11 protein-coding genes are annotated in these 13,152 nt (G+C 41.5%); 4 read left to right on the forward strand and 7 right to left on the reverse strand.

Annotated features, from left to right (window positions below; translation table 11 throughout):
• Positions 1 to 21 precede the first annotated feature (21 nt).
• From J8Z24_RS20440 to J8Z24_RS20450, 4 genes are read right to left on the reverse strand one after another with little or no spacing between them, the layout of a single operon-like run.
• A complete protein-coding gene (locus J8Z24_RS20440) occupies positions 22 to 1,755 on the reverse strand; it encodes an EAL domain-containing response regulator (RefSeq protein WP_252095755.1) in 1,734 nt (577 codons plus the stop codon).
• Positions 1,756 to 1,766: 11 nt separating this feature from the next.
• Positions 1,767 to 1,997, reverse strand: coding sequence for a response regulator (locus tag J8Z24_RS21930; protein WP_353507002.1), 231 nt, complete (start codon positions 1,995 to 1,997; stop codon positions 1,767 to 1,769).
• A 2-nt stretch (positions 1,998 to 1,999) separates the two neighbouring features.
• Positions 2,000 to 2,185, reverse strand: a complete 186-nt coding sequence (locus tag J8Z24_RS21935) for a hypothetical protein (RefSeq protein WP_318671595.1) — start codon at positions 2,183 to 2,185, stop codon at positions 2,000 to 2,002.
• Between the two features lie 11 nt (positions 2,186 to 2,196).
• Positions 2,197 to 3,285, reverse strand: coding sequence for a PAS domain-containing sensor histidine kinase (locus J8Z24_RS20450; RefSeq protein ID WP_176032655.1), 1,089 nt, complete (start codon positions 3,283 to 3,285; stop codon positions 2,197 to 2,199).
• Positions 3,286 to 3,511: 226 nt separating this feature from the next.
• Between J8Z24_RS20450 and J8Z24_RS20455 the strand changes: the two genes are divergently transcribed.
• Complete coding sequence (locus J8Z24_RS20455; protein WP_176032654.1) at positions 3,512 to 4,435, forward strand: GGDEF domain-containing response regulator; 924 nt, start codon at positions 3,512 to 3,514, stop codon at positions 4,433 to 4,435.
• Positions 4,436 to 4,467: 32 nt separating this feature from the next.
• On the opposite strand, the gene J8Z24_RS20460 is transcribed toward J8Z24_RS20455, so the two are convergent.
• Genes J8Z24_RS20460 through J8Z24_RS20470 form a run of 3 tightly spaced genes read right to left on the reverse strand, consistent with a single transcriptional unit; the run spans position 4,468 to position 8,870 of the window.
• Positions 4,468 to 6,894, reverse strand: coding sequence for an ABC transporter permease (locus J8Z24_RS20460; RefSeq protein WP_176032653.1), 2,427 nt, complete (start codon positions 6,892 to 6,894; stop codon positions 4,468 to 4,470).
• Positions 6,887 to 7,576 carry an ABC transporter ATP-binding protein gene (locus J8Z24_RS20465; protein ID WP_147390666.1) on the reverse strand — a complete coding sequence of 230 codons (690 nt, stop codon included), beginning with the start codon at positions 7,574 to 7,576 and terminating at the stop codon, positions 6,887 to 6,889. Before J8Z24_RS20465 ends, J8Z24_RS20460 begins: the two co-directional genes overlap by 8 nt.
• A 46-nt stretch (positions 7,577 to 7,622) precedes the next feature.
• The gene (locus tag J8Z24_RS20470) at positions 7,623 to 8,870 is read right to left on the reverse strand and encodes an efflux RND transporter periplasmic adaptor subunit (RefSeq protein ID WP_176032652.1); all 1,248 of its coding nucleotides are present in this window, start codon (positions 8,868 to 8,870) and stop codon (positions 7,623 to 7,625) included.
• 175 nt (positions 8,871 to 9,045) lie between these two features.
• Between J8Z24_RS20470 and J8Z24_RS20475 the strand changes: the two genes are divergently transcribed.
• The 3 genes from J8Z24_RS20475 to J8Z24_RS20485 all read left to right on the forward strand — a co-directional run bounded on the left by J8Z24_RS20475 (position 9,046) and on the right by J8Z24_RS20485 (position 13,148).
• Complete coding sequence (locus J8Z24_RS20475; RefSeq protein WP_252095756.1) at positions 9,046 to 10,419, forward strand: sigma-54-dependent transcriptional regulator; 1,374 nt, start codon at positions 9,046 to 9,048, stop codon at positions 10,417 to 10,419.
• The gene (locus J8Z24_RS20480; protein WP_176032650.1) at positions 10,409 to 11,713 is read left to right on the forward strand and encodes a sensor histidine kinase; all 1,305 of its coding nucleotides are present in this window, start codon (positions 10,409 to 10,411) and stop codon (positions 11,711 to 11,713) included. Before J8Z24_RS20475 ends, J8Z24_RS20480 begins: the two co-directional genes overlap by 11 nt.
• Before the next feature lie 757 nt (positions 11,714 to 12,470).
• Entirely contained in the window at positions 12,471 to 13,148 is a 678-nt protein-coding gene (locus J8Z24_RS20485; protein WP_252095757.1) for a LiaF domain-containing protein, read from the forward strand.
• Positions 13,149 to 13,152 lie beyond the last annotated feature (4 nt).

Here is a 13,152-nt window from a genome sequence, read left to right on the forward strand (position 1 = left end):
ACTACTTCACTGGTTTACCCGTTAACGTCTTGCATCTACTTCTCTGGCGAGATCTTTGTTTATTGCTCTTATAGTATTGATAACTGAGGACTCAGACACAGGACTTGAGAAATAATAGCCTTGAACTTTATCAACATTAGCCTCTTTACAAGCATAATACTGCTGATATCTTTCAACACCTTCCACCACAATACTTAACTGCAAGCTTTTCAACATATTTATTAAGCCAAAGAAAACTCTTTCCCCTATTTCATCTGCTTCTATTCTATCGGTAAGGGATTTGTCTACCTTTACAATATCAATTGGATAATTTAGCAGGTGAGAGATAGACGAATAACCGGTACCAAAATCGTCTAAAGCAAGTTTACAACCAATATCCTTAATGCGATTTAAGCTAGTCATTACTCGCTCACTATCATTAAGCAGCGCGGTTTCGGTCAGCTCGAATGTGAATAATCCCCCTTCCATGTTTGCACGCTCAAGACAGTCATTGATAAAAGCAGGTAAGGACATATCCACCAGCTGCAACGGTGAAAGGTTAATGGCTAAACGGATCGGATAGCCGAATTTCGAGTTAATTTGTTTTAATGTGTAGATCGCATGCTCAATAATCCATTTTCCTAAAGGCTCTATTAACCGTGACTCTTCCGCTACCAAAATAAATTCCTGCGGACTGCTAGTGAATTTAGCAGTAGGCCACCTGATCAGCGCCTCAAGTGATACTACCTTCCCTTGGCGAATATCTACGATAGGTTGAAATGCAAGCTCGAGCTCTTGTTTGTCGATTGCTCCTCTTAGGTCTTGCTCAACGTTATATTTCATTTGAAATTCAGTCTGCATGTTATCTTCAAATATACATGCCGCACTGCTCTTAGCTGATTTCGATCTAAAAAGTGCAATATCAGCGAAGCGGATAAGGTCATCTGCTCGCTTACCGTTTAGAGGATAAAGCGCTAGCCCCATTCGTACTTGGCAGCGAATATCCTTAGACATAATAGAATAGGTACGACTTAATAGCTTTATTAACTTTTCTGCCTCAATTTTTATTTGTAATGGGTTGTCGCAAGATACCAGCAAACAAGCAAACTCATCCCCCCCAAAACGGCTTACTATATCTTCGGGTTTGGTATGCCGGTTAAAGCTTGCACCAAGCTCAACCAGCAATTGATCGGCTGCCTCATGACCAAACCGGTCATTGATTTTTTTAAAATCAACAATATCTACAATCAAAACCCCAGCACAGCTATATCGACTTTTGCCTGCTTGCATCAGCCGTTGACAAGTTTCTTCAAAGTAATAACGATTATACAAGCCGGTGAGCGCATCCAGCTCAGCCATTTCTTTTACTTGTAAATAACTATTGTGGAGCTGGCTTTCAAGTTCAAAGCGCTTTCTCGCTTGAATAATTGAGCGACTCAATATTGAGGCTGTGACTTCTTCTTTTAATAAAAAATCCTGAACCCCTAAATCAAGGCACTTTAATACCAGCTCATCAGATTGCGCATTACTGATCATAACGATAGTTAGATCTCGAATATGGTTAATCCGTTTCAGCTCTATCAATAGGTCTAAGCCATTCTTTGCTGGCATATTGTAATCAAGAAGCAACAAATCAAACGAAAGCTGCTCAAGAGCAATTATCCCCTCTTCAACACTCTCCACTTCGGTAAGTTGATGCTCGATACCTCCCTTTATTAAAGAGCGGCGGATCATTTTCCTATCAACAATATCGTCATCGACCAGCAATATATTCATATATGCACCATTTACTTCGCCGGAAACTGCACAATCCGCCAATACCCATCCAACATACCCACTAAACTCGACATCGAGTCACTAGCCTGCTCTTTTAAAAAATAACCGGCAACATTATTTGCATAGCTGTGGTGAATATCATCCTCGTCTTTTGACGTAGTAAGCACAAATACCACCGTTTCTTGTAACTGACTATCTGCTCTTAACTTCTCTAAAAATTCAAGCCCGCCCATCCGTGGCATCTTTAAATCAAGAAGAATAATAAACGGTAATCAACTTGGCCACCTCGCAGTAATTCGAGTGCTTCAACGCCGTCAATTGCTCTAACCATAGGATTCATGATTTTGCGCTTTGCGAAGCTTCTTTTTACTGTCATATAATCAACGTCGTCATCTTCAACAACTAACACTGTAATATCGTTATTTTGCATCTCTTATTCGCCTAAATAGGATTCACTCTGGTGTCTACTTTTGGCCACTTAATTACAAATTCGGCGCCTACACCTGTATCCAATATCTCAATACTACCACCATAATAATCTAGTACTTTTTTAATAATCGCGAGCCCCATACCACTGCCTTCTTGTTGGTCTCGGGGTTTGAGTGTTTGAAACATTTCGAATACTTTTTCGCGATACTCTTTGGGGATCCCGGGGCCATCATCAGTAAAATGCAACTGGTATAATTCTGGCGTCTCTTTGATGTCTATGATCAAATTACCACTCTCACAATGGTGATGTTTCAGTGCGTTACTGATCAGGTTTCGCGTGACAACCTCAAGGGCTGTTTTTGGTAAAGTGACCATTAGTGACACACATTGCAGTGTTAGCGTTGATTCGATATCAATTGAGTCATAAATTTCTTGTGAAAACTCACTAAATTCAAAAGTTTCGCATTCACTATGCTTGCGATTAACCCGTGAATATATCAACAAGTCATGCAACAGCTTATTCATTCTAGAGACGCGCTGCTGGATCAACGCAAAGTTTTCTTTTGCCCCTTCAGGTAATTCATCTTCATCAATCCAAGTTACTAGTTTTGAAATCGCATTGAGTGGTGCTTTTAAGTCATGTGAAGCTATATATGCAAATTCATCTAATGCGTCATTTGAGCGTCTGAGCTGCACAACCAAATGCTCTCGCTCGGTAACGTCACTCGAGAGCCCCAATATAAACGCGGCACCATTGGCATCATAAAATCGCTTCTTGCGAGTGAAGAGTGTACGTACGCCGCCATCTGGAAAGGTTACCGTCTCATAGCATTCGGCATATCCGCTAGCAAATGCAAGCTTGTCGTCTTTGATAAACGCTTCCACCTCCTCAGGGTGATACGACTCTAAAGTGGTGTAGCCGATAATTTTCTCACGGGCAGACTCTGGGTACATTGAACGAAAAGCGTCATTTGCTTTCACAATCCTGAACTTGTCATCTTTAATGAAGGCATAGTCAGGAATATTGTCGAAGATTAGATCAGAGAGCGAGTCATCACCAACAAACCGCTCTGCTTTGGCGAGGGGGACTGAATTTGTCATCGTTATTCCTTTAAATCACGTATACTTTTGTATAGTAAAAATCGCCGTTTATTCAAGCAAAAACCGCTCTTTTGTTATAAAAGTGTTTTAATTCATGAATAAAGCGTATACTTATATTAAGGTACAACCTTGGTATGACGTTGACATCGCAGCAAAGCAGGTTTAACGCTATATTAAACCTTGAGCCATCATGATTGGCAGCCTCGCGTAGGAGTAGAGCAACACAATGTTTGAAGAAGTGACTGAGCTTAATGATTGCACCGTGGTCATTATTGAAGACTCCCCGCTGACACAAAAAGTATTAACAGCTTGCCTTGATGATATGTGCACAGTGGTTGCATTTGAAGGCGCTGAAAAAGCCATTGACTATATTAAACTCGCTCTGCCGGACTTAATCCTAATGGATTGGATGCTCGATGGGCTCACTGGCATTGACGCCTGCAAAGAATTGCAAAAGGATCCGATCACAGCGCAAATTCCGGTTGTATTTGTTACTTCAAATATAAAAGAAAATCAGCAAGAAATGTGCTGGGACGCGGGGGCGGTCGATTTTATCAGTAAACCTATTGTTGCTCGAACACTGGTAAACCGCGTAAAAACCCATTTAAAGTACAAAAAACAGGCTGATCAGCTAAGAGAATATTCTTATGTTGATGGGTTAACAAAAGCATTTAACCGTCGGCTTTTTGAGTCAGATCTTGAAAAACATTATCGCGGTGCAAAGCGAGCCGAGCATGCTTTGAGTGTTATTATGCTTGATGTTGACTACTTCAAACTGTACAACGACGAATATGGACATCTTATGGGAGATGACGTATTAAAGCATGTGGTTAAGTCTGTCAAAAGCCATATCCGTCGCCCAATGGATGCCGTGTACCGCTACGGTGGCGAAGAGTTTGTGATCTTACTCCCAAGCACCCCGTACGACTCGGCAATTAAGATCACCGAGCGTATTATCAAGCATTTTTTCGATGCCAAAATCGAGCACAAGCATTCCCCTTTTAACTATGCGTCCATCAGCGCTGGAGTGGCAACTTACAATGCACAAAGCCATCACGAGTCAGCTGCCTCGCTGGTACAACAAGCTGATGATGCACTGTATGAAGCAAAATATGGCGGAAAAAACAAAGTCTGCGGCGCAAACAGATAAAAGGCCTCATTTAATGTGAGGCCTTAACGTTTTTATTCATATCGCAATGAATTGATAGGCCTTGCCTGCGCAGCTACCATAGTTAAAGAACCTACTGTCACCCAAGCTATTACAAAGGCTATCACGGCAGCGGCCAAAAATGGGACAAAAGATAGCTCAATGCGATAAACAAAATTATTCAACCACTCTCTCATCACAATGTATGCCAACGGCCAAGCAATCAGGTTTGCAATCAAGACTTGTTTTGAAAACTCTTTGTTGATCAATAAGACAATGTCCATCACCGAGGCACCCAACACTTTACGCACGCCAATCTCTTTTGTCCGACGTTTCGTTGTAAAAGAAGCAAGGCCAAAAAGTCCAAGGCACGCAATGAAAATGGCAAGGAGAGAAAACAAGTTAAACACAGTGATTTCTTTATCCTCTTGTTGATACATCTGTTCAAACTCAGTTTGAAGATATGTCAACTCCATCTGTTGCTCGGGTATCAGCTTACGCCAAGTCGCCTCTATAAAATCGCGAATAAGCGACGCATCTCCTTGGAATTTAATTGCCATAGCATTCCCCTCTCCTTCCCTTAACAAGTGATAGGTTGGACTTATTTCTGTTCTGAGCGACGAGAAGTAATAGTTCTGTGTGACGCCAATGATGGTCGCTGTTGCGCTTGAGTGTCGAGTTAATCTCACTTCAAACGTTTTACCGATAGCCTCATCAGAGCTGAACCCAAGACTCTGTGCTGCTTTTTCATTTATCACAACAGAAAAGTGAGGGTGTGGATTGGTCTCACTAGGCAGAGTAAATATATCCGCAGGAAAATCACGGCTAAACCCACGGCCAGTTAGTAGTTTGATGTTGTAGCTGCTAAAGTAATCTTCATCGACTGCTAAAGTAGGCATGGTTTGCGATAATTGAGTCTTAGGGTTAACCATTCCAAAGGCATCAACTATGCTTTGTGTTGGTACAGCAGAGCTTGCCGTTACACTGTTAATATTTGGATGTGAGAGCAGTTCTGTCTTCAGTGCACTGCGTTGCTGGCTTGCAATATCGGTATAGAGACGATTCAGTACAAAAGTGTTGTCTTTGTCATAGCCCAACTCTATCGCTCGGGCGTATTTTAATTGTTGGTTTGACACTACAGTGGCAATAATAAGCACGATGGCAACACTGAATTGGAACACCACTAGCCCTTTGCGTAACAGTGCCCCTGACCTACCTTGTGTGATTTCTCCTTTGAGTACCTTGGCGGGTTTAAAGCCGCTCAGATAAAAAGCAGGATACGAACCTGAAATGATCCCAACGACAAAGCCTAGTAGCAATAGAATAGCTAAAATAACGGGCTGTGAATAAAAATCAAAACTAAGTGGTTTACCAATAAAGCTTGCGAACATAGGTAAACAAGCCTCAACCAGTGCCACGGCTATGATCAAGGCAATATAACTTAACATCATCGCTTCAACGATGAACTGTACAACCAAATGCTGCTGCTTCGCACCCAAGGTTTTACGCACCCCAACTTCTTTTGCTCGCTTAGTAGCAGTCGCGGTAGATAAATTCATAAAGTTAACACAAGCAATAAAAAGAATAAGTGCCGATATCACACTAAATGAATATACCGTATTAATGTCACCGTTTTCTTTCATCTCGCCATACATTTGAGAGTGAAGATAAATATCGCTGACAGGCATTAATGTAAAGTCTAACGTGTCACTTGCACCCTGGCCGTAGCGGTTCTCTAAATAACTTGGGATTTTTGCCTCTACGTCGTGCCCCGACACGCCATCAGCAAGCCTAACATAAGTGAAATAGTTAAAACTTGGGTCACGCTGCCAACTGGTATCACCATAATAAGTTGTTGCCGTTTCCATACTGATTAGTGCAAACACATTCAAATGAGTGCGCTGTGGTAAATCTTTGATAACCGCAGTGACTTTCAGAGGTAACTTTCCATCACCTAGTAACGCTTCGCCAACAACAGAGGTGCGGCCAAAATAAAGCTCTGCGGCAGCTTCTGTTAGCACGATGGAATTAGGATTATTGAGCGCAGTTTGGCCATTACCATGTAGTACTTGCAAAGAAAAAAAGTCTATAAAGTTCGCATCAGCAAGCAGTACACCTTCATGAATAAAGCTCTCCCTACCTTCACCAAGTGCTACCGTCACCTGTCTAAATCGAGTGGCATCGACGACTTCTTCAAAATGTGTTTTGTAGTTTTGGGCATTAAACACTTGCCCCTGAGCATAATAAATTTCAGGCGCACTGGGAGGCATCCACTTTACTGACGAACGATACACTTGCTCGTGGTTCTGGATAAACTTGTCGTAGCCAAGCTCAGATTCAACAAAAATTGCCATACTAATACAAATAGCAAGACCAATCGCCAAACCCAAAATATTAATAGCCGAATAAAGCTTTTGTTGTAGCAAGCTACGATACGCAATCAAGAGATAGTTTTTAAGCATAACGTACCTCCTGCATTTGGCTGGAAACGATATGCCCATCCAAAACGTGAATCGTTCTGTGTGCATAATTTGCATGGTGCTCAGAGTGCGTTACCATCACAATTGTCACGCCTTCTTGATTGAGTTGAGCCAGCAACCCCATCACCTCTTCACCATTTTTGGAGTCTAGGTTACCAGTTGGTTCATCCGCTAAAATCATTTTTGGCTTGGCGACAATGGCTCGTCCAACTGCAACTCGCTGCTGCTGACCACCGGAAAGCTGTTGTGGGTAGTGATCTTTACGGTGAGCAATATTCACTTTCTCTAATACCGCAGTGACACGCTGCTGACGCTCCTTTTTTGCAACTCCCTGATATACCAAAGGTAGCTCAACATTTTCGTATACTGTTAGTTCATCAATCAAGTTAAAGCTTTGGAAAATAAAACCAATATTGTCTTTGCGAATATCCGCCAATTGTCCCTCTGTTGAGTGGCTGATGTCACTACCATCAAAAATATACTCACCACCATCAAGCTGATCTAGCATGCCGATAATATTCAGTAGGGTAGATTTACCTGAGCCTGATTGCCCCATAATGGCCACAAACTCACCGCGCTCAATTACCAGCGAGACGTCCTCTAGCGCGTAAGTTTCAACCAATTCTGTACGAAAAACTTTATTTATTTTTGTTAGCTGTATCATATTCTTGTGCCTTCTAAATCTTGTTAACTTGGGGTTTGGCTTACACTTAGTGCGTCAGGCTTACTGACTGCATATCCTTAAAGCTACCGTAACTTGAGGTGATCACTCGGTCACCCACTGCCAGTCCATCTAGTACTTCAATAAATTTGTTATTACGCAGACCAAACGTCACCGGCTTTTTCACCGCCACTTGACTGCCTTGCTCTAACACAAACACCCATTGACCGCCGGTATCTTGATAAAATCCGCCATTTGGCAACAATGTTGCTGACTTAGCATCTGCCAGTAATAAATCCAACTGTAAGCTTTGCCCTCTGCGGATCCCACTCGGTAAGGCATCATTAAAGGTTAACTCTACCTCAAATCGACCATTTGACACCTCGGCATACACTTTTGCTAGGGTTAACTCATATTGTTGACCTTGCAAAGACAATCTTGCAGCTTGCCCTGCATACACACGGCCAAGGTAAAATTCATCGATTTGTGCCGACACTTTATATTGAGAAACGATATCAACTTGACCTAACCGCGCTCCCCTTGCTTTAGATGCACCCAACTCTGCACTGAGTGCAGTCAACTGTCCATCAATAGGCGCTTTGATTATCAAATTCTCTAAGTTCTTACGGGCAAACGCTAAGTTTTTATTTAATTGCTTAACACTGTCTTCTAGCTGCGCAATTTGTGCGGTACGGATCTTTTCATCTTGTTGTTGCTGCTCAATAATTAGTTTGCGGCGATTTTTCAAATACACGGTTTCGTCTTCGGCGGCTTGCAGTTCATCTTTTGAAACCAAGTTACCATTACCTAGGCGCTTAAACTGAGCAAGCTTTCGTTCACTTTGACTAACTTGAAAGTCCAACTCCAATAGATCCCGTTTTAAATTTAAGCGATTTTGATCTATTGCTAAGCGTGTATTGTGCAAATTATTCAGCTGCTCTGAAATTTGCGCCTCGCGAGAAATAACATCAAGCTGCAAGCTGGTATTGCTTAGCGCAAGTAGCTTGTCGCCTTTTTTTACCATGGCTCCCTCTTCTACAAAGCGCGCCTCTACTCGCCCTCCTTCTATGGCGTCTAAGTACACTGACTTACTTGGGGTAATATTACCTCTTAGAGGGATCAGATCATGAAACTCCCCTTCTGTGACAGTGCTTATTTTGATCCGATTGATATCAACATTTAATCGATTTCCGCTACTCGTCGCAGCACTACCGAATGCAAAGTATGCGACTACAACCATAGGCAGAGCCAACCACCAAAGTCGGAATTTTTTGTTAGGTGTTATTTTTCTATCCATTTTGTCACTCACTTGAATTTAGTTGGATTTAATAACTCAAGTTACATGCCAAATAAAAAACAGCATAAAAATCATAAAGATAAGTTTAAACAATAAAATAAAGGAACAAAAGAGTGTAAAAAAATTAAACACCTAGTGTACGATATCGTACAGTTTTACGAGGTAAGGAGATCCTATGGCGGTCAATAACAAAGCGATTTTAGTTGTAGACGATAACACCGAAATACTTGTCGCCACGAGAATGTTGCTCAAACAATATTATAAAAAAGTGGTAACGTTAGATAATCCCCATGACATTAAAAAAGCGATGTCTGAACAAGACTTTGCGCTAGTACTGTTAGACATGAACTTCACTCGAGAGTCTACCTCGGGTGCTGAAGGTTTTTATTGGCTAAAGCAAATAAAAGCAATAGATGAAGATGCTGTCGTTGTGCTCTTTACCGCCTACGGTGACCTAAACATGGCGGTTGATGCTATTAAACTTGGCGCCAATGATTTTGTACTTAAGCCTTGGCAAAATGAGAAACTTCTGGCCACAGTCGCAAACTGCATTGAACTGAGCGAACAAAGACAAAAGTCCAAAAAACTGACGCAGCTCGCACAAATTTCAATGGCTGCACAACATAAACCGTTTGAACACTTAATTGCGTCAAGTCCCGCCATGGAGCAAGTCTTTCAAACCATAGAAAAAGCGGCAAAAACCGATGCCAATGTGCTTATTTTAGGTGAAAGTGGCACAGGGAAAGAAGTCGTCGCGAGGGAGCTACACAAACAATCATTGCGACAAGAGCACACCTTTATGTCTGTGGACATGGGGACGATTGCCAGCTCGTTATTTGAGAGTGAACTGTTCGGTCATGTCAAAGGTGCATTTACTGATGCCAAGAGCAATAAGCCAGGCCGTTTCGAATTGGCAGACTCCGGAACTTTGTTTTTAGATGAAATCGCAAATATTCCCTTAGCATTACAAGGGAAACTACTTACCGCTATCCAAAATAGAATAGTCACGCCTGTAGGTGGCAGCAAGCAAGTTGAAGTCGATTTACGGCTGATCACAGCAACCAACATGAACCTATATGATATGGTTCGTGAAGGTAATTTTCGTCAAGATTTATTATATCGCATCAATACAGTTGAGTTGACGCTCCCAGCGCTCAGAGATAGGCCTCAAGACATTCCGTTACTTATCGAGTTTTACGCCGATTTATATAGTAAAAAGTACAAGTTAGCGCGCAAAGCGATCAGCGATAAAGTGATGGCAGATCTAGTACAGTACCAGTGGCCAGGTAATATCCGTGAGTTACAGCATTTAGTGGAGCGTGCCGTTATTTTGTCTGACTCGGCACAGCTCGAGTTCCAACTCACTACATCAAAAACACATGCACCTGACAACCTAGTGACAGACTCTTACAACCTGGCAGAAATTGAGCAAAAAGCCATTGAACGCGCGATTAAAGACTTCAAAGGCAACATCAGTCACGCTGCTAAAGCGCTTGGCATAACACGCGCATCGCTTTATCGAAAAATGGAGAAGTACGATGTGGAATAAGCCTCTTACTCGAATGATAGCCTTTCAACTTGGGGCTATTTTATTCGCGACGCTTGGGGTTTTAGGCCTACTTCATAGCTACGCTCACCTGTTTAGCATGCTGGCTGTCGCTATTGCCGCAGGGTTCTCTGCTTTATCTATTTCCACATTAAAAAGCCAAAAACAACAATTCGAAGAGGTATTTACTGCGCTCAAATACCAAGATAGTAGCTTTCGGATTAATCATGCACACCCTATTAGTGAGCAAGCGCTCACTGTTTGTCACGAAATGATGCAAAAGGTGCGAGAAGATAAAGTCAAACAAGATGAGTTAGTGACCACTTATGAAACCATGTTACAACATATTGAGGCTGGCCTCATCCTCATAAAAAATGGCCATACTATTATACTCTGTAATAACAGCGCAAAGCAGTTACTCGATATTCGCGGTGCCGAAACAGGAACTTCATTGTTAAAAGTTCACCCAGAGCTTGAACAGGCCAAAGTAGGTAGTCATATTACTGCCGATCTACTATTTAAATACTTCACTTTTTCTAATCATAATAATCAATACGAGCTTTGGCTGTTTACCGCTATCTCAGAGCAGCTTGAAAGTACGCAAATTGAATCTTGGCAAAAGTTGATCCGAGTACTTATTCACGAAATTGGCAATTCAGTTGCGCCCATCTATTCACTCTCTAATACACTTGTGAACATGACTAACAATCATCTCGCAGGTACAGTAGCAGACAAAGAGCTTGTTGAAGACTATCTTCAGAGCTTACAAGCCATAGGGATACGCAGCCAATCTTTGCTCGGGTTTATCGATAATTATAGAAAGCTCACCCATATTCCAGAGCTTGAGCTGAGACCAGTTACAGTCAAAGCACTGTTTGATGATATTGCTCCCCTTGTCCAAAACGAATTTAATGAAGCCAAAATCTCTTTGTCCTTTGATGTTTCCCCTGCGTCACTGACCATCAAGATCGATAGAAAAATGATAGAGCAAGTGCTATTGAATCTCCTCAGCAACGCCAAAGAGGCGCTTAACGCAACATCTAACAAGCAAGAAAAAGTAGTCCAAGTAACCGCTACTATTAATCGCTACGGCAAATGTGAGATAAAGGTCACAGACAATGGTGTAGGAATAGAGCAAAGTGCCATTGATAAAATTTTCGTGCCGTTTTTTACTACCAAATCCAATGGCTCAGGAATAGGACTTGCACTTAGTCAACAAATTCTTCATCGTCATAAAGGCCGAATTAGTGTCTGCTCCGAAATCGAAAAAGGCAGTTGTTTTAGTTTATTGCTATGAAGCGACATCACAAGGCAAGTAGCTTGAGGTAATGGTCTGCGCCCGCATTCGGCATCAGTGTGACTAGATTGAATTACAAAAATCAAGGCACACTGATGGTGCTGCGGCTATGCCTTTTTAATCGCCTTTTTCAGCTTTTTGATTTTAGCTTCATGCTTTTCAATCTTTGCTTTACGGGCTTTTATTTCCTTTTTAAGTTGCTTTATATCGTCTTTTTTCGCCATGAGAAAACTCCTTGATTAATTGATTTTAGTCCACTTAATATCAACTAATTCCTAGCTCAGTTAAGCCAACTAGTTGAGATTATACCAATTTGCTTAATTAAGTGGTCTATTTTGAGGCGTGAAAACCTTGTCGATAACACCGCTTCCGCGTCCTGCTATCGCTTTGGTACCTACGCCCTGTAGGCAAGGCAAAAATTTTGCTATTTAGTTGTTCTAAATGAGAAGTTTTTAACGCTGTTAGCGTCAGATCTACTCCTTCAAATTGAGCAAGTATTAAGTCAAATTGGTATTACACCTTAGCAAATGCCACTGTGATTTCAACCTCATTGAAAAGGCCAACCAGCGAGGAGTGAAATTCATTTGCTTAATCAAGTAGATTATTTTGCCCAAATAGTAGGCTCATTCGTTAAGTTTTAGTGTTTATCATAAAGTCACGCTTTGTTGTTATTTTAACCATTTGATTTTATTAAAAGCTTTCAGTGGCTTAATAATTGCTTAATACCTAGCACATCAACGAAATGGAACCTCATGTTATGTCTGTACCACTACAAGATAGGTCTCTCGAGTCAGTTAGAGAGGAAATCATCGACCAGCTAATACTCAACTATAGCCATGGTGAACTATCAGCTGAGGCGTTCGAGAGAAGATTAGATCAAGCCTACAATTTACAAGAACACCAAAAAATTGCCGCATTGAGTGCCGACTTACCACTCAAGTCAGACCCCAGATATCACAGTGAAAAAGCAGCTCGGTTGGGACCAAAATTTACCTCATCGACTGAGGATGTCGAAAAAATGCACATGACTTCAATGTTAGGGTCAAGCCACCGCAGCGGTGAATGGGTTGTTCCCAAGGAAATTCATTTAAAAAATTATCTCGGTAGTATTGAGTTGGATTTTACTTGCGCTATTTTTAGCCACCCTGAAGTGCATATTTACATGGACTGCATTCTAGGCAGTGGCGAAATCTATATTCCTGATTCAGTGGATGTGATAACTGATATAAACAATATTATGGGTTCGGTCGAAAATACACGAAATACCTTAGCGACAAATACCCAAGTAAAACAACGCCCTCGCATATATATTAAAGGTAGAACCATTTTGGGAAGTCTTGAGGTCAGTGTAAAACGCTCAATGAAAATGCAGTTAAAACAGTTTGCAGACGGGCTAAAGTCTTTGTTCAGTGATCAATCTAACTCAAAATACTAAATGA

The organism is Pseudoalteromonas sp. SCSIO 43201 (assembly GCF_023716725.1).
In the GTDB taxonomy this organism is placed as follows: Bacteria; Pseudomonadota; Gammaproteobacteria; order Enterobacterales; family Alteromonadaceae; genus Pseudoalteromonas; species Pseudoalteromonas peptidolytica.

Excerpts from the sequence above, each read along its gene's own strand:
- J8Z24_RS20440 (WP_252095755.1), bottom strand. The coding sequence starts at position 1,755 with ATGAATATATTGCTGGTCGATGACGATATTGTTGATAGGAAAATGATC.
- J8Z24_RS20475 (WP_252095756.1), top strand. The coding sequence starts at position 9,046 with ATGGCGGTCAATAACAAAGCGATTTTAGTTGTAGACGATAACACCGAA.
- J8Z24_RS20465 (WP_147390666.1), bottom strand. The coding sequence starts at position 7,576 with ATGATACAGCTAACAAAAATAAATAAAGTTTTTCGTACAGAATTGGTT.
- J8Z24_RS20485 (WP_252095757.1), top strand. The coding sequence starts at position 12,471 with ATGTCTGTACCACTACAAGATAGGTCTCTCGAGTCAGTTAGAGAGGAA.
- J8Z24_RS21935 (WP_318671595.1), bottom strand. The coding sequence starts at position 2,185 with ATGCAAAATAACGATATTACAGTGTTAGTTGTTGAAGATGACGACGTT.
- J8Z24_RS20460 (WP_176032653.1), bottom strand. The coding sequence starts at position 6,894 with ATGCTTAAAAACTATCTCTTGATTGCGTATCGTAGCTTGCTACAACAA.
- J8Z24_RS20455 (WP_176032654.1), top strand. The coding sequence starts at position 3,512 with ATGTTTGAAGAAGTGACTGAGCTTAATGATTGCACCGTGGTCATTATT.
- J8Z24_RS20470 (WP_176032652.1), bottom strand. The coding sequence starts at position 8,870 with ATGGATAGAAAAATAACACCTAACAAAAAATTCCGACTTTGGTGGTTG.
- J8Z24_RS20450 (WP_176032655.1), bottom strand. The coding sequence starts at position 3,285 with ATGACAAATTCAGTCCCCCTCGCCAAAGCAGAGCGGTTTGTTGGTGAT.
- J8Z24_RS21930 (WP_353507002.1), bottom strand. The coding sequence starts at position 1,997 with ATGCCACGGATGGGCGGGCTTGAATTTTTAGAGAAGTTAAGAGCAGAT.
- J8Z24_RS20480 (WP_176032650.1), top strand. The coding sequence starts at position 10,409 with ATGTGGAATAAGCCTCTTACTCGAATGATAGCCTTTCAACTTGGGGCT.